Source organism: Kribbella sp. VKM Ac-2568, from assembly GCF_004345365.1.
Taxonomy (GTDB): domain Bacteria; phylum Actinomycetota; class Actinomycetes; order Propionibacteriales; family Kribbellaceae; genus Kribbella; species Kribbella orskensis.
The window spans coordinates 595666-611544 of record NZ_SLVF01000003.1; the positions used below are offsets into that span (position 1 = coordinate 595666).

At 68.7% G+C, this 15879-nt stretch carries 17 protein-coding genes; 10 read left to right on the forward strand and 7 right to left on the reverse strand.

Annotated features, from left to right (window positions below; all coding sequences use genetic code 11):
• Nucleotides 1-54 precede the first annotated feature (54 nt).
• The 3 genes from EV648_RS10265 (at nt 55) to EV648_RS10275 (ending at nt 2260) form a co-directional block, all read left to right on the forward strand.
• Entirely contained in the window at nt 55-1347 is a 1293-nt protein-coding gene (locus EV648_RS10265) for an MFS transporter (protein ID WP_132288173.1), read from the forward strand.
• 401 nt (nt 1348-1748) lie between these two features.
• A complete protein-coding gene (locus tag EV648_RS10270; RefSeq protein WP_132288176.1) occupies nt 1749-1949 on the forward strand; it encodes a hypothetical protein in 201 nt (66 codons plus the stop codon).
• On the forward strand, nt 1946-2260 hold the full coding sequence (locus tag EV648_RS10275) for a hypothetical protein (RefSeq protein WP_132288179.1): 315 nt from the start codon (nt 1946-1948) through the stop codon (nt 2258-2260). Before EV648_RS10270 ends, EV648_RS10275 begins: the two co-directional genes overlap by 4 nt.
• A 171-nt stretch (nt 2261-2431) precedes the next feature.
• Here the strand turns inward: EV648_RS10275 and EV648_RS10280 are convergent, their stop codons facing one another.
• Together EV648_RS10280 and EV648_RS10285 are read right to left on the reverse strand one after the other, a co-directional pair.
• Entirely contained in the window at nt 2432-3190 is a 759-nt protein-coding gene (locus tag EV648_RS10280) for a hypothetical protein (protein ID WP_132288182.1), read from the reverse strand.
• A 455-nt stretch (nt 3191-3645) separates the two neighbouring features.
• A complete protein-coding gene (locus EV648_RS10285; protein ID WP_132288185.1) occupies nt 3646-4407 on the reverse strand; it encodes an oxidoreductase in 762 nt (253 codons plus the stop codon).
• Nucleotides 4408-4465: 58 nt separating this feature from the next.
• On the opposite strand from EV648_RS10285, the gene EV648_RS10290 reads away from it, so the two are divergent.
• Nucleotides 4466-5083: a TetR/AcrR family transcriptional regulator gene (locus EV648_RS10290; RefSeq protein ID WP_132288188.1), complete on the forward strand. Its 618-nt coding sequence runs from the start codon at nt 4466-4468 to the stop codon at nt 5081-5083.
• On the opposite strand, the gene EV648_RS10295 is transcribed toward EV648_RS10290, so the two are convergent.
• The gene (locus tag EV648_RS10295) at nt 5080-5862 is read right to left on the reverse strand and encodes a methyltransferase domain-containing protein (protein ID WP_132288192.1); all 783 of its coding nucleotides are present in this window, start codon (nt 5860-5862) and stop codon (nt 5080-5082) included. The two genes, EV648_RS10290 and EV648_RS10295, sit on opposite strands and share 4 nt — an antisense overlap.
• Before the next feature lie 172 nt (nt 5863-6034).
• On the opposite strand from EV648_RS10295, the gene EV648_RS10300 reads away from it, so the two are divergent.
• The 3 genes from EV648_RS10300 to EV648_RS10310 all read left to right on the forward strand — a co-directional run bounded on the left by EV648_RS10300 (nt 6035) and on the right by EV648_RS10310 (nt 9075).
• Nucleotides 6035-6862 (forward strand): SAM-dependent methyltransferase, encoded by an 828-nt coding sequence (locus tag EV648_RS10300; RefSeq protein WP_132288195.1) that lies wholly within the window; start codon nt 6035-6037, stop codon nt 6860-6862.
• Nucleotides 6863-6884: 22 nt separating this feature from the next.
• Nucleotides 6885-7757 carry an aminoglycoside phosphotransferase family protein gene (locus EV648_RS10305; RefSeq protein ID WP_132288198.1) on the forward strand — a complete coding sequence of 291 codons (873 nt, stop codon included), beginning with the start codon at nt 6885-6887 and terminating at the stop codon, nt 7755-7757.
• A 70-nt stretch (nt 7758-7827) separates the two neighbouring features.
• Nucleotides 7828-9075, forward strand: coding sequence for an acyl-CoA thioesterase/bile acid-CoA:amino acid N-acyltransferase family protein (locus EV648_RS10310; RefSeq protein WP_199234522.1), 1248 nt, complete (start codon nt 7828-7830; stop codon nt 9073-9075).
• A gap of 1093 nt (nt 9076-10168) precedes the next feature.
• Here the strand turns inward: EV648_RS10310 and EV648_RS10315 are convergent.
• Nucleotides 10169-10537 (reverse strand): nuclear transport factor 2 family protein, encoded by a 369-nt coding sequence (locus EV648_RS10315; protein WP_132288201.1) that lies wholly within the window; start codon nt 10535-10537, stop codon nt 10169-10171.
• 117 nt (nt 10538-10654) lie between these two features.
• On the opposite strand from EV648_RS10315, the gene EV648_RS10320 reads away from it, so the two are divergent.
• Together EV648_RS10320 and EV648_RS10325 are read left to right on the forward strand one after the other, a co-directional pair.
• The gene (locus tag EV648_RS10320) at nt 10655-11446 is read left to right on the forward strand and encodes a helix-turn-helix domain-containing protein (RefSeq protein ID WP_132288204.1); all 792 of its coding nucleotides are present in this window, start codon (nt 10655-10657) and stop codon (nt 11444-11446) included.
• Complete coding sequence (locus EV648_RS10325) at nt 11446-11952, forward strand: DinB family protein (protein WP_132288768.1); 507 nt, start codon at nt 11446-11448, stop codon at nt 11950-11952. The genes EV648_RS10320 and EV648_RS10325 overlap by 1 nt, the downstream gene beginning before the upstream one ends.
• Before the next feature lie 44 nt (nt 11953-11996).
• On the opposite strand, the gene EV648_RS10330 is transcribed toward EV648_RS10325, so the two are convergent.
• Together EV648_RS10330 and EV648_RS10335 are read right to left on the reverse strand one after the other, a co-directional pair.
• On the reverse strand, nt 11997-12983 hold the full coding sequence (locus tag EV648_RS10330) for a hypothetical protein (RefSeq protein WP_132288207.1): 987 nt from the start codon (nt 12981-12983) through the stop codon (nt 11997-11999).
• Nucleotides 12980-13498, reverse strand: a complete 519-nt coding sequence (locus EV648_RS10335; protein ID WP_132288210.1) for a SigE family RNA polymerase sigma factor — start codon at nt 13496-13498, stop codon at nt 12980-12982. Before EV648_RS10335 ends, EV648_RS10330 begins: the two co-directional genes overlap by 4 nt.
• Before the next feature lie 181 nt (nt 13499-13679).
• On the opposite strand from EV648_RS10335, the gene EV648_RS10340 reads away from it, so the two are divergent.
• Nucleotides 13680-14888, forward strand: coding sequence for a hypothetical protein (locus tag EV648_RS10340; RefSeq protein WP_132288213.1), 1209 nt, complete (start codon nt 13680-13682; stop codon nt 14886-14888).
• 56 nt (nt 14889-14944) lie between these two features.
• On the opposite strand, the gene EV648_RS10345 is transcribed toward EV648_RS10340, so the two are convergent.
• Nucleotides 14945-15844 carry a hypothetical protein gene (locus EV648_RS10345; protein WP_132288216.1) on the reverse strand — a complete coding sequence of 300 codons (900 nt, stop codon included), beginning with the start codon at nt 15842-15844 and terminating at the stop codon, nt 14945-14947.
• Nucleotides 15845-15879: the final 35 nt, after the last annotated feature.

Below are 15879 nucleotides of genomic sequence, written 5' to 3' on the forward strand. Positions count from 1 at the left end.
GCCGTCCTGTTCGTACTCTGCGGCGCGATCTTCCTGGAAGGCATCGACGTCTCGATGATGGGCGTCGCGCTGCCCTCCATCCGGGCCGAGCTCGGGCTGTCGACCAGTGAACTGCAGTGGATCGTCAGCGCCTACGTGCTCAGCTACGGCGGCTTCGTCCTGCTCGGTGGGCGAGCGGCGGACCTGCTCGGCCGGCGGCGGATGTTCATCGGCTGGCTCGTCGTGTTCCTGGCCTTCTCCGGACTCGGCGGGTTCGCGACCGAAGGCTGGGTGCTGATCGTGGCCCGCTTCGTCACCGGTATCGCCGCCGCCTTCATGACGCCCGCCGGCCTGTCCATCATCACCACGACCTACCCGGAGGGCCCGCAACGCAACAAAGCCCTGCTCGTGTACGCCGGTACTGCCGCCGGCGGGTTCTCCCTCGGCATGGTTGCGGGTGGTCTCCTCACGGCGATCGACTGGCGCTGGGTCTTCTTCGCCCCGGTGGTGCTGGCGGCGGTGATTCTCGTCGCGGCGATCGCCCTCATCCCACGGGAGGCCGAGCCCCTCAAGACCGCCGGCGGGTTCGACCTGGGCGGAGCGCTCACGTTGACGGGGTCGATGCTGCTGCTGGTGTCGACCGTCGTACGGGCACCCGATGTCGCCGCCGGGCAGACCGCCGTGACCCTCGTGGCCGGGCTTGTGTTGCTCGGGCTGTTCGTGGTGATCGAGCAGCGGGTGGCGTCGCCGCTGATCCGGCTGGGCATCCTGCGCAGTGGTCCACTGGTGCGGGCGAACCTCGGCGCGGTTCTGCTCGTCGGCTCGTTCGTCGGGTTCCAGTTCGTCGCCGTGCTCTACCTGCAGGAACTGCGGAACTGGTCCGAGCTCGAGACCGGTCTGGCGTTGATGGTGATCGGGATCGACTCGGTGCTGGCCCCGACGCTGACTCCTTGGCTGGTGAATCGCTTCGGGAACGGCCGAGTGGTGTTCGGCGGCTTCACCTTCGCCGCGGCGGCGTACGCGCTGTTCCTGCCGTTGGATACCGACTGGAGTTACGCAGCGATGCTGCCGGCGCTGATTCTCCTGGGGCTGGCGTTCGCCCTGGCCTACGGGCCGTTGACAATCGCCGCCACTGACGGAGTAGCCGAGGAGGAACAGGGACTGGCCAGCGGAGTACTGACAACGTCCTTCCAGTTCGGGTCCGCACTTGGGCTGGCAGTTGTGGCCGCAGTGCTCGCGGCGGCCGACGATCTGACAGTGGAGGGCTTCCGCTCGGCCCTGCTGGTGCCGCTGGTCGCCGCCGCTCTCGGCCTGCTCGCAGCACTGCCGGGGCTGACCCGACGGCCCGCTCGACAGCCGGCAGCCTGAGCAGATCGGCGTTCCACCGAAGCCGGTGGGGCGCCGATTTGTCTTTGCGTGGCCGGTCGGCTGCCGAGCGTTAGCAGGAAGCCCTACATTTCGCCTTCGAACCGAATGTTTGCACTAATTTGTCCATAACGATTCAGCCAACGCCTTGCCATATCTTGACACCGCGAAACGGGCTGGTCCGAAACCGCTCCCGGCCGCTCTGACCAGCGGTTTCACCGCTCCGGCCGGACCGCGTAAGGCCTCTGTAAAGGTCCCTGCCAGTCTATTCCGGGGGAAGACTTTTTAAGGTGTTCTTTCCTTAAGCAACGCGGACCCGTGAGTATCGATCACCGGCAACCTCACCGCCGGAATCGTGCACCTGTGGGCCGTCCGGACATTACTTGAGAGCTGAAGGACCGCTGATGACCGAGTCGTTCGAGACCACCGCCTCGCACCGCCGCGTGCGGGTCTGGTTCGGCGCTCACCCGATCGCGGATCACACCGCCGACGCGGACCAGGCCGCGCAGTACGAAGAGGCCATGCGCCGCCGGTTCGCCTCCCTCCGGGTGACCAGCGAGCCCGTTCTCGTCGGCAGCACGGCCGCCCCGGACCGGACACTATGACCACCCGCCCGACGCTGCTCGGCTACGTCCGGGCCGACGCGCTCAGCTGCGCCGAGGAGCTCGCCGCGGCGACCGACTCGCTTGTCGAGTTCGCCTACGCCGAGGGCTACACCCTCGGCACGGTCTACACGGAGCGTGACGCCGCGCAGTCCGCCGCGTTCAACGCGCTGCTGGACGAAGTGAAGCGGACGGATGTGCGCGCGGTCGTCGTACCGACGCTGCAGCACCTCGGATCGGTCGGCACACCGGCCGCGATGCAGCAGCACCTCGAGTTCCACCAGGCTCAGGCATGGGCGGTCGACACGAGATAACCCCTCAGCAAGCGGAGCTGACGTCTTGACCCCTGCATCGGCGTCGGTTCCGCTCTCCACCTCCACAGCTGCACCGGGACCCCGGGCGGTAGTGGACCAATCAAGGCCCCACCGGCTGCTACCGGTGGGGCCTTGTCGTCGTGCCTGCTCGCGGTACTGCGGCCGGCCGGCTCAGGCGGTGATCTTGTAGCCGTAGCGCTTCATCACCGCGGCGACTCCCTCGGTGAAGCTCCCGGTCTCCGGCAGCTTGAACTTCACCTGAACCTTCCGCAGTACGCGCTGAAAGTGCAGGTGCCAGGGAACCCCGGCCGGCGGGATCGTCTCGGCCTTGGTGATCGCGCCGACCTTCGGATGCGCGGCCCAGGCGACCACCCGGGCCCGGTCGGCACCCCAGACGCCGGTCATCACGTCGTGGGTCCGCGCGTACGACATCGCGCCGAGCGAGATCGTCGAGTCCGGCACGGCCACCGGGACCGGAGCCGGGTGGGCCTTCAGGTACAGCTCCCAGGTCATTCCGTGGCAGCCCGTCGGACCGTCGTCCTTGCCGCGATTCGCCAGACCGTTCCGGCGGCGCCTGTACTCCGCGACCTGGATCGCCGCGCCCCGGGACAGGTCCTTGTCGCCGCAGGCGATCGCGTGCACGTGGTACGGCCAGCGGCCCTGGGCGGGTGTCCGCAACCACGCGGCGAATCCGACCTGGCGGAGGGCGAGCACGACGGCCCTGCGCTGTGCGGGTGCGAGCTTGGCCACAGCGATGTCGACCGCGCCGCAACCGTCATGGGTGCCGGCCGAGGCCTCGACGCCACCCTTGTTGTAGGAGCCCTGCATGATCTTGAACTTCGACCGGTACTGCTTCTCCGCCGCCTGGACCATCGCCACCGTGCGCTTGTTCAGCGCGAACCCGCGCCAGACGATCCTTGCCTCAGGCATCTAAATTACCGAGCAGGAAGTCCGCGTCCTCCGCGGCGCCGAGAGCCTCCAGCTCGTCCAGGTCGTCCTCGGTCAGTTCATCGTCGAGGATCTCGTCGAAGACGTCCGACATCGCCCATTCCCCTTCCCCCTGACGTCCGGCCGCCTCCCCCGGCCACCGGAATCGCCTTTCAGGGTAGGGGTCTGCGGGTTCATCCGTCCACGCAGAGTCGGCGCTTGTATGAGGAACGTCAAGTTTCTCGCCAGGCCGGGTGTGAGGTCACGATGGTGGGGTACGAAATAAGAGTCCCGCGGTTCAGTCGGCCCCATTCGGGCATGGGTGGCGCTCACCGAGCCGCGAGTTCTCCCACTGAGGGGCGGGAGAACGACCGACGGCGGCGGGCGTATCCCACGATACGCCCGCCCCCTGGCCGCCCTCCGTGACCACTCGACCGCAGCGCTGTGGGCCAGAAGTGTCAGGCGGCTAGGCCTACCGAGGCGCCGCCGTCGACGAGGAGTTGGGTGCCGGTGATCCACTGCGCCTGGTCGGAGACGAGGAAGCCGACTGCTTCTGCGATGTCGGTGGGGATGCCGGCGCGACCCAGCGGCGTACCGGCTGTGATCGCCTCGACCGGGATGCCGGCCGCGTCGGCGAGGTCCTGGCGGATCTTGTCGGCCCCTGGGGTCGCCACGTTTCCGGGGATGACGACGTTGAGGCGGACGCCCTGTGGCGCGAGTTCGGCCGCGAGGGTCTGGCTGTACTTCTCCAGCGCCGCTTTTGCGCCTGCGTAGTGCGCCAGCGCGGGTACCACGTCGAGCGTGACCGCGGATGAGATGTTCACGATCGCGCCCTTGCCGTCGAGCAGTGCCGGCAGCAGCCGTGCGGTGACCCAGACCGCACTCAGGTACGACGTGTTCAGCGCCGACTGCCACTCCTCGTCGGGGATCGAGGCGGCTCCCTTCGGGTGAGCCTGACCGGAGGCGGCGTTGTTGACGAGGATGTCGAGCCCGCCGTCGAAGTGCTGGAGCGTCTCCGCGGCGAGACGGGTCGCGCCGTGCGCAGTACCGAGATCGGCCTGGATGTAGTGCACACCTTCGGGGAGGTTGTCGACGGGCGTGCGGGAGGTGGTGACGACGGAGGCGCCGCCCGCCAGGAGCTTCGCGACGATCGCCGCGCCGATCCCGCGGGTACCGCCGGTGACGAGTGCGCGCTTGCCTTGCAGCGAGTTATTGACCATATGGTCCAGTAAAACCTTTCAGGACCGATCGGTCAAATAACCCGGTACGCTGGCTCTTATGGGCAGGCCGAGGAAGTTCGACGAGGAGCAGGTGCTGCGGGCGGCGCGCGACGAGTTCTGGCGGAACGGGTACGCGGCCACCTCGCTGGACGACCTGATGAAAGCGACCGGGCTCGGCAAGGGCAGCCTGTACGGCGCGTTCGGCGACAAGCGCCAGTTGTTCCTCAAGGTGCTGAGCGCCTACGCCCACGAGACGGCGGAGGGGGTCTGCGGAGCGGTCGCCCGCGGTGATCGCGCGATCGAGGTGCTGCGCGGCTTCTTCGTCCCCGGTCCGCAGGATGCGGTCGCCGAGCACCACGGACCGGTGGCGCCCACCCGGGGATGCTTCCTCGCGAACAGTTCAACCGAACTGGCCGCTCGGGACCCCGAGGTGACGGGACGCGCGCGGGCGACGTACCAGGCGGTAGAGGACTGCTTCACCCACGCGGTGGCACAGGCGGTCGCCGACGGGGATCTGCCCGAGGACACGAATCCGCGCGAGCTCGGCCGGCTGCTCCTCACGATCCAGCAGGGCTTGCAGTTCCTGACCAAGACCGAGATGACGCCCGAGGCGATGCGGGAGATCGGCCGCGCGACCGTCGACCGCTTGTTGCCGCTGCCTGCTGCGGTGAGCTAGAGGGCGGACGCCACGAAGAGGTAGCGGTTGAGGCTGAAGAAGTAACCCGCGCCGAGGCCGCGGAGGTCGTTCGCCCAGGCCTGGGCCTCCTGTTCGGTCACCTCCGCGCGGCCGGGGACGAAGCCTGCGACGATGTCGATCAGGCCCGCGCTGTACGTCCGGGGGTCGAACCCCACGTTCAGCATCGGGACCACCTGCAGATGGGTGAGGGTGAAGCCGGCCTTCTCCAGCGAGTCGCCGAGCGAGCGCGGCAGGTGCGAGTCTTCGAGGTGCTCCTCGAACGCGGTCAGCACCCGGCCCATCCGGACGTCGTCGTTCGACCGCCAGACGATCGACCCCCAGTCGGTGTCCAGCAGGACCACCCGGCCGGCGGGCCGCAGTACGCGGCGGATCTCGTCGAGCGCGCCCGCCACGTCCTCGACGTACTCGAAGACCTGGGTGGAGACGACCACGTCGAAGCTCTCGGCGCCGTGCGGGATGTGGCCGGCGTCGGCCAGTTCCAGCTCGACCGCCGGTCCGCCGGGCACCTGGGCGCGGGTGCCGGCGATCGAGAGCATGCTGTCACTGATATCGATCCCACAAACCCGGCCCTGAGGCCCGACCTCGGCCGCCATCTCGGCCGCGAGCAACCCAGGTCCCACTCCCACATCGAGGACGCGGTCACCGGGCCGGAGTGCCAGCGCGGTGCGCACCACGCGGCGCTGTTCGATCACGTCGGGGGTCGTGTAGACCGACTCGATCTGTCGCGACACCTCGGGATCGAACTGCAAGTTACTCATTCCCGGTCCTCCGGTTTCCGCCCATGCACCACATCATCGTCCGCACCGCGCCGAACGGGGAGCCCTGGCACTCCGGTTCGTAAAATCCTCCGAACCGGGCATCACCTGGCGTCGCAGATCGGTTACGATCACGACTGCCGCGCTGACCGTTTCCCTTCGGATGGAGCCATCGATGACCGACGACGCCGCCACGCGTGAACGCCTCCAACTGGATCGGCCCCACGGTGCCCGGGTTTACGACTACTTCCTTGGCGGCAAGGACAACTTCGCGATCGACCGGCAGGCGGCCGAGCATCTGCTCGAGGCCTTCCCGGGGTTCCGGACGGCGGCGCTGTCCAACCGGATGTGGATGCACCGCGCCGCGCGGTACGCGGCCGAGCAGGGCATCACCCAGTTCCTCGACATCGGCACCGGTATTCCCACCAGCCCGAACCTGCACGAGGTCGTGCAGGAGGTGGTGCCCGAGGCACGCATCGTCTACGCGGACAACGACCCGATCGTGCTGAGCCACTCGCGGGCTCTGCTGACCAGCGGCCCGGAAGGCAAGACCGCCTACCTCGAGGCCGACGTCACCGACCCCCGCTCGATCATGGAGTCGGACGAGGTCCGGGAGACTCTCGACCTCAGCAAGCCGGTCGCGCTGAGCCTGGTCGGCGTGTTCCACTACCTGCCCGACGCGCTGAAGCCGTACGACCTGGTCAAGCAGCTCGTCGAGCCGCTGGCGCCGGGCTCGTTGCTGATCTTCTCGCACTGCACGCCGGACTTCGCTCCCGATCTGTGGGAGCGGGCGATCCAGGTCTACAAGGCCGACGGTGGAGACGCCCAGGTCCGGAGCAAGGAAGAGGTCACCAGGTTCTTCGACGGTCTCGAGCTGGTGGAGCCGGGAGTGTCCGTGCCGTTCCAGTGGCACCCGGACCAGCAGACCCAGGACATGGTGGCGAAGGGCGAGTTCACCGACGTGATGTGCAGCCTGTGGGTGGGCGTCGCCAAGAAGCCGTGATCCTCGCCTTGGCGTCTGCGGCATGATCGAACTGCCGCAGACGTTTCTCGACATGCCTCGCTGGTGGACCGATGGCAAGGCGTGGCTCGAGGGACTGCCTGCCGCCGTACAGGCTCAGTGTGAGGCGTGGAACCTGCAGGTCGACGGCGAGCTCGCACACGGTTCCAACGCGATCGCGGTACCGGTCGAACGGGACGGCGAATCGCTGATCCTGCGGATGTCGCCACCGGGTGCCGAGGTGCTCGATCAGGTCCGTGCGTTGCAGTGGTGGGACGGGCGCGGAACGGTCCGTCTGTACGACGCCGACGCCGGTCGCGGGGCGATGCTCCTGGAGCGACTGGGCGAACCGCTGAGCACTCGTCCCGTCGGGGAAGCAGTCGCGGTGATGGGCCGGCTGATGCGCCGGCTCGCCGTACCCGCTCCGGCGGACGCACACTCCACGGCCCAGATCGCCGCTGATCGGGGCGCCCAACTCGAGGACCAATGGAATGCCCTCGGACGCCCGTTCGACCAGCGCTTCCTGGCCGCCGCGCTCGAGGTGGCACCCGCCCTCGCCCGCAGTACTGCGGAGTCGGCGGTGAACGGAGACCTGCACGCGGACCAGGTACTCCGGGGCACGCGCGAGGCGTGGCTCGCGGTCGACCCGGTGCTCTATCGAGGCGACATCGAGCACGACCTGGCCCGGATCCTGTGGACCCGGGTCGACGAGATGGCGGACGCGGCCGAGATCGTCGGGCACTTCGACACCGTCGTGTCCGAGGCCGTGCTCGACCGGGAGTACGCCCGCGACTGGGTCGTCTTCCGCACGGTGGACTACTGGCTGTGGGGGCTGAACGTCGGCCTGACGGAGGATCCACCTCGCTGCCAGAGGGTGCTGACCGCCTTCCTCGACTGACCGGTGATGCACCGGCCGCTGATCCGTTGCGGTGATAGAACGGAAAGCGATCGATGGGGTGGTGGTGCCTGTGCGTGGACCGGTCGTCGTCGTTGCCCTGACCCTTGTCCTGGCGGGTTGTTCCCCAGGCTCCAGTGACCACGCGACTATCGAGGTGGACCATCCGGTCTCGCTGGCGGACCAGGCCGTGCACCTGAAGGTCAGCGGGCTCAAGGCAGGCGAGAGCGTCGAGGTCGGGACACAGGCGGTCGATGTCGGCGGCAAGCAGTGGCACGGAGAGGCGACCTTCAAGGCGGACGACCACGGCGTGGTCGACCTCGACCACGCGAGCCCGTCGAACGGCACCTACCAATCCGTCGACGGGATGGGCCTCTTCTGGTCCATGAACCCGGCGGACGGCGATCCGGACCAGCAGGCCTTCATCCCACCGACCAAGGCGGGGAAGCCGGTCGAGGACGTGAAGGTCTCGGTCCGGAAGGACGGCAAGACCTTGGCCGACACCGCCCTGACCAGGCAATGGATGGCCGACGGGGTGACCCTCGAGCCACTGACCATGGCCAACGACCAACTGACGGGATCCTTGGTTCTCCCACCACCCGGTCAGCCGAAGCGTCCCGCGGTCCTGTACTTCGGTGGCTCAGAAGGCGGCGTGGGTGCGTTGTCCGCACCGGGTCTGCTGGCGTCACACGGTTACCCCGTGCTGGACCTCGCGTATTTCCACGCGCCCGGCGTCCCCGACAACCTGCGCAACATCCCATTGGAGTACTTCGCCTCGGCAGCCCGACTGCTCGCGCGACAGCCCGGCGTCAACCCGGCGCATGTGATCGTGATGAGCGCGTCCCGTGGCACCGAGGCCGCACTGTTGCTGGCGCAGAACTTCCCGGACCTGGTGCACGGCGCGATCCTCTACGCGCCGACTGCTGTCACCAACGCGTCCTTCCCGTTGCCCGACACCAGCGCGTGGACCCTGCACGGCAGGCCGATCGCGGCTGGTGACCTGATGCCGGTCGACCGCGTCAACGGTCCGGTGCTGGCGGTCGCCGGCACGGACGACCAACTCTGGCAGTCGTGGACAGCGGCGCCGCTGATCGTGCAGGAGCTCGACAAGGCGAACAACCGCTATCCGCATGAGGCCCTCGTGATCCCGCAGGCCGGGCACACGATCGGCGGTCCGCCCTACCTGCCCAGAGGGACCAGCGGCATCCATCCGGTGGTCAGCCGGCTCCTGCAGTACGGCGGCACCAGGCAGATCAACGAGTCCGCCCTGCTGCAGGGCTGGACCAAGACCCTCGAACTCCTGAAGTCACTGGCAGGCTGAGCAGCCCCGGCGCCAACGATGCCGACGGCAACGACCACCCGTGCCGCGGGGCACTCGCCGGTGCGCTCGGTTCTCCCTTCCACCTGCACGTTCACCTGCGCGTCCCCGATGCTGGCGGCTGGCGGTGTTCGGCGTGCCGTCTGAAGGGTTGACCCCTGAGGGTGTGGGTTGCCACCTCGGATTCTGGGCGGGCATCCCTGCGTCTCAGGGGTTGTCCCCTCAGACGCCGGCGATCTGCTGCCGGCCGGGCGCGGGTGGGGGTTCACTGCGGGGGTTACCTGCTGGTGTTGTGGGTTGTGCCCCCGGGCGTTGGAGGGGTAACCCACAACTGGAGTGGGTAACCCCCCTCGAATCTGCGGCGGGACGTGCGGCGGGACGTGCGGCTGGGCGGGCGGCGGCGAGCTGCGGCGAGCACCGCTGGCGGCTTATTCGCTGGCTGGCGGTTTGTAAGGCGGCTGGCGGTTTGTAAGGCGCCAGCGGCCGAACGACCCGTCATCGGACGCCCCCACTGGGCGCCGAGCGCCGGTGGCGGTGGGGTTGTGGGGACCTGGGACACCTTGCGGGGACTGCGGGGACAGGTCATGTCGTGTCCGAGGTCCCGACTTGGTGTCTGAGGCTCCACCTTGTGCACCGATTGAGCGTCCGGATCGCCGGGATCTGCTCAGGTGGTGCACAAAGTGCCGGTTTCGGGAGCCCTGCTGCCGTTCCGGGTAGGGCAACTCCCGAAGGTCCGGGCGAGGCAGCTCCCCGAACGTCTGGGCAAGCAACTCCCCGACGTTTGGGTGGAGGAACTGCCCGACGTTTGGGCGGAGGAGCTTCCCGGCCCTTGTCCCCATACCTCTGAGCGGCTCCGGGATAGCTGCGTTCCTTCCCTGGTCGGGGTGGTGTGGGTCCAGAGTCGGAACTCGTTCCGATCCCGAAGGGACGCGAAGCGCTCTTGACGCACACCACCCCGACCAGCACCATCACGCAGCCCGGGGACGCAACCACCTCCGCCCATGCCGGACGCGACCACCCGAGCCGGTGCCGGTGGCAACCACCTCCGCCCTGGATCAACATCAGTCGGTATTCCGACTCATCGTTCTGGTCGTGCTCAGTGGGCCGGGGCGAAGTCCAGGAAGCCGATCACTTCCCGGATCTTGCCGTCAGTATCGAGGCTGACGACATCGGTGCCCCCGGCAACGGGTTGCTGACCGGCCGCGGCCAGGAGCCAGCTCCAGCGGAGGCGGTCGTGGTGCTGCTCGATCTCGCCGGTCAGGGAGAAGCTGTGGCCCGGGAACATCTGGTGCGCGGTCTCGACCATCTTGGTCAGGCCCTCGTGACCGCTGACCTCGAAGCTCGGGTCGACGAAGACGCCCTCGATGGACCAGGCCGCCGCGATGATGTCGGCGCGCCGGTCGGCGTCGGCCTCGTTCCACATCGCGAAGTACTGGTCGGCGAGAGCGGCGGGGGTGGTGGTCATCGTGTTCTCCTCGTGGTGGAAGTTCTCGTTGCCCAGAACCTTGCCGCCGGAGTCCGCCGATGGTCGATGACGTCACAGGTAATGGCAGTGAACACCTCAGCGGTTACGGTCTAAGCCATGACCGCGACAGTCGAGGAGACGTTCCAGCGCCCGGTGGGTGAGCTGCTGCGCGGCTGGCGGGAGCGCCGCCGACTCAGCCAGCTGGACCTGGCCAACCAGGTGGAGGTGTCCACCCGGCACGTGAGCTTCGTCGAGACCGGCCGGTCGAAGCCGAGCCGGGAGATGGTGCTGCGCCTCGCGGAGCATCTCGACGTACCGCTGCGGGATCGCAACCAGTTGCTGCTCGCGGGCGGCTACGCGCCGATCTACAGCGAGGCGTCGCTGCACTCGCCTGCCATGCTGGCGATCCGTGAGGCGCTGCGGCGGTTGCTCAGGGCTCACGAGCCGTACCCGGCGCTGGTGGTGGACCGCTGGTGGAACATCGTCGAGGGGAACGCCGGCATCCGCCTCTTCACCGACGGCGTCGCGCCCGAGCTGCTCACCGCCCCGATCAACGCGCTCCGCCTCACCCTGCACCCGGACGGCCTGGGCAGCCGGATCACCAATCTGCCCGAGATCCGCGCAAGCGTCCTGACCAGCCTGCACCGCCAGGTCGCCAGTACTGCGGACCCGGACCTGCAGGACCTGTACGACGAGTTGCGCGGGTACGCCGGTGGCGAGCGGGTGGAACCGCCCGGGCCGGCCGAGGTCGTCGTACCGATGCGACTGCGGCACGGGGACCGCGAGCTGTCGCTGCTGACCACGATCGCCACCTTCGGGACACCGCTGGACGTGACGGTGTCGGAGCTGATGATCGAGTCGTTCTTCCCGGCTGACGACGAGACCGCCGAGTACCTTCGGGAACTGTGATGCTGCCCGACGACCAACTCGCAGACACGCGCGAGCTGCACCTGGCCTGGCTCGAGTACTACCGGCAGACGGTCGTGCGGAAGCTCGAGGGCCTCAGCGACGCGGAGCTCCGGAGCAGCAGGCTGCCGTCGGGGTGGTCACCGCTGGAGTTGCTGAAACACCTGGTGTTCATGGAGCGACGCTGGTTGCGCTGGGGATACACCGCGGAGCCGGTCGACCGGCCGTGGGGTGATTCCGGCGGGGTCGACGACGCGCCCTGGCAGCTCGATCCCGAGGACACTCTCGCAGGCCTTATCGATCAGCTGCGGTCAGGCGGTCAGCGGACGCGGGAGATCGTCGCCGGGGCCGAGCTGGCCTCTAAAGGCGCGGTTGGCGGACGGTTCGGCCCGGACGACGAGTCGCCGACGCTGAACTGGATCCTCTTCCACGTCCTGCAGGAGTACGCACGCCACATCGGCCAGCTCGATATCGCCCGCGAGCTGGCCGATGGGGTCACCGGCGAGTAGACGTCGATCGGTGGAGGGCTCTACTCGCCGGTGACTGCGACTGCCTACCGGTGGGAGGAGGGGATACCGGTCGGCAACGTCGGGTGGGGCGTGGCGGGCCAGCTCGGCTTGGTCGTCGGCAGGCTGGGCTTCGTGGTCGGCCAGGTGGGCTTCGCCGTCGGCACCGGGGGCAGGCTGGGCTCACCCGGGAGCGAGGGCTTGGCGGTCGGGACCGGCGGCAGGCTCAAGCTCGGCTTACCTGGCAGCGACGGCTTGGTCATCGGGACCGGAGGCAACGAAGGCTTGCCAGGCAGGGACGGCTTTGCGCTAGGGACCAGAACCTGCACGCACGGCGGCAGAGTCGGCCTCGCCGGTACTGCGGGCTTCGGCAGGCTCGGCTTGGTCGTCGGGACCGGGGGCATGCTGGGCTTGCTCGGGAGCGACGGCTTGGCAGTGGGGACCGGCGGCAGGCTCAAGCTCGGCTTGCCCGGCAGCGACGGCTTGGTCGTCGGAAGCGGAGGCAAGGAAGGCTTGCCCGGCAGGGACGGCTTTGCGGTCGGGAGCGACGGCTTGCCCAGCAGGCTCGGCAGTGTGGTCGGCACATTGGGCTTCTCCGGCAGCGTTGGCTTGCTCGGAAGCGTCGGCTTGCTCGGCAGGGTCGGCTTGGCCGGGAGCGACGGCTTGGGGACCGGCGGCAGTTTCGGCTTGCCTGCCGGTACGGCGGGCACCTCCACCTCGACCTTCACCTTGTGCGGCACCTTCGCGGGCACGGTCGGCAGGCAGGTCGGGTCCACCGACGGCAGGGCGGTGGGCACCGCGGCCGGTACGGACGGCTTGCCGCCACCGGCCAGCAGGTTCCGCACGTCACCAGGTCCCCCGACCGCGGCGGACACCGTCGCGACAGTGCCGGCGAGGGCAGTCACGCCCGCCGCGGCCAGTCCTCGGCGGAGCCAGGCGAGCCGCCGGCCGCGACGCATCAGCTCGGCCGGGTCGGGCTGCCAGGGCTCCAGGTCGTACTCGAGCGCGCTGCGCACCCGCTGCTCGTCGGTCATGCATGTCCTCCAACGGTGGAATCGATCAGGTCGGGTGCCAGACGCAGCTTGGCCAGGCCCCGGGACGCGGTGCTCTTCACGGTCCCGGCGGCCATCCCGAGCAGTTCGGCCGTCTCGGCCTCGGAGAGATCCTGTGAGTACCGCAGCGCCACCACCGCGCGCTCCCGGACGGTCAGCCCGGCGAGCGCGCCGAGCACGGCCTCGCGGGTCTGCACCTCACCGGCGAAGTCCGCGACGGACCGCTGGTCCCAGTCGTTGTCCACCGGGTCGCTGGGCACCTCGTTGGACCAGCGACGGCGGGCGGACGTCAGGAAGCGGTTCACCAGCACCCGGCGGACGTAGCGCAGGGGATCACCGTCCAGCCGGTGCCACTTCGGATAGGACCGCATCAACGCCTGTTGCACGAGGTCCTCGGCCGTGTGCCGATCACCGCACAACATCTCCGCGAAGCGGAGCAACGGGGTCGAATTTGCCTGCACGAAGCGCTCGAAGTCGGCGTCCGCGGCCCGGGTCATCGAATCTCCTCTGCCTCTGTCACACCGGTCCTAACCCGCTGGGTGCCGCACCAGGTTCTGTCCGGTCACCGATTCGTCGGAAGAAATTTATTCACGAGCTATACAGGGGCACGGTTTGTTTGTCACATTAGGTGAGCCGGGTAGCGCACCCGGTGACCTTCACCGCCCCGGAGGTATCGCCATGCGTATCACCCTCACCGCGAAAGTGGCAGCCGGCCTGGCCACCGCCCTAGCCATCACACCGCTCGCTCTCGCGGTGGCTCCGAGCTCCGCAGCCACCCCCGATCCCGTCAGAGTCGCTGCTCAACCCGCCGACGGCTCGACCAACGTCAAGGTCGACGGCAACCGGATCATCCTCGGCGACGCCCCCGCGTCCATGGGGTCGGTCGAGGTCCGGCAACGGTCGGGCATCGCCAACCTCGACCCGATCCGCTTCCCGGCGGCCACCTCAGCCGTCATCGCGAACTACCAGACCGGTACGCCGGACAACTCGACGGCCGAGGTCGACGTACGGGCACTGGTGAAGGACCAGTGGACCGAATGGACACCGGCCAGGAATGGATCGCCGACCGTGCTCCCAGAGGCCAGTGAGCTCGTCCAGCTCCGGATCATCGTGATCGCGCCGCCACAGGGTGGCAGCCCGTGGGTGAGCGACGTCAGCGTCCAGCCCACGAACCAGGCGGACCCGAGCGGGATCGATGTCCAGGCCGCGCCGCTGACGTCCCACGTCTTCGCCACCCGCGAAGGCCTGGTCGGCGGTACGACGGCCAACGGGCACGTGATCATCAGCCGGGACCACTTCGTCGCGCTGCCGTCTCGCCGGGGCCTCGCGAACAACGGCTCCGGCAACTACTCGGTCAAGGTGTGCACGGCCACCCGATGCGCATTTGAGCCGGTCTGGGACGTCGGTCCGTGGAACACCAAGGACGACTACTGGAACCCGAGCGCCACCCGGGAGATGTGGAAGGACCTTCCGCAGGGCAAGCCGGAAGCCCAAGCGGCGTACCAGAACGGCTACAACGGCGGGAAGGACCAGTTCGGCCGGACCGTCGCCAACCCGGCCGGGATCGACCTGGCCGACGGCGTGTTCTGGGACGCGCTGAAGCTGACGAACAACGCGTGGGTCGACGCGACGTACCTGTGGACCGGGACCGGCGGTCGCGGCACTGTGTCGATCTCGTCGGGCTACCTCAACATCCGCAATGCCGCTAGCTCCACTGGCGCTGTCGTGGGTATGGCGGGCAAGTCGGCCCAGGTGACGGTCGAGTGCCAGACCACCGGCCAGAGCGTGACGGGCTCGCAGGGCACCAGCAACGTCTGGCTCCGCGTCCACCCGGGCATGTACGTCGCAAAGGCCTGGATCAACGCCGGGACCTTCGCCGCCTGCTGATCGCGTGCGTCCGGGGAACCGTGGGCGACCGCGGTTCCCCCGGACGCGGCGTGGGGTCAGCAGCCGTGGGAGATTTGGGCGCAGGTCTGCTCGCCCCAGACGAGCTTGTAGGACTTGACCACCGTGCCACTCGCGCGGGACAGGGTGACCTTGATCTTCGGCTGGTCGGCGTCGGCACCCTCGACCCAGGGCTTGGCCTGCCGATACTGCATCACCCAGTAGTTGCCCTTGACAACGGCCTGGGCGGTGACGCCGTCGGGGAAGGTGTAGGCAATCTTGCTGACGCCGCTCGGCATCATTCCGGCCGCCCAGTAGTACTCGTACTTCTTGCCGGCGGTCGGGATGATGTTGTTCGCCACTGCGAAGGCGCCGGCATCCGTAGCGGACGGCTTGGCGATCCTGGCCGGTTCCCTGAGCGAGCCCTGGCCGTCGTGCCGCGCGTACGCCGTGTCGCAGCCGGCCCAGTACTTGCTATCGGCAAGGATCAGCACGGCGCCCGGAGCTCCGTCGAGCCGCGCGACTACCTTTGCGTTCTGTCCGGGGTGCCCGGCCGACTCCGCGACCAACTTCTTGCACGCAGCCACCGGATCTCCCGGCAGCGGCTGCTCTTTGGGCTCGGGCATCGACCTCGGATCCACCCGCCCCTCGCTCTTCGTCACCTGGCCAGGCGTCGCCTGCCCGGATGTCGCTCGGCCCGGGATCGTGTTGTCGGGGGTGGCGCTTGGGGGGATGGGGTTGCCGGGGGTGGCGGCTGGGCCGGAGCCGGCTACCGCAGTACCGGTTGGGTTGCCGGCCTTGCCGGTTCGGGCTGCGGCGGAGCCGGCGATCGCGATGCCGGCGACGGCCGCCACGGCGAGCCCGGTCACCGCCAGATGCAGCATCCGGCGGGATCTGACCGGCTGGTCCGCCGGCCCTTCGCCGTCCGCGATCTCCTCGGTCAGGTCGTCGTTCTTCATCGTTGCCCTCCGCAAGTGTTTGCTCGCTGTCTCGG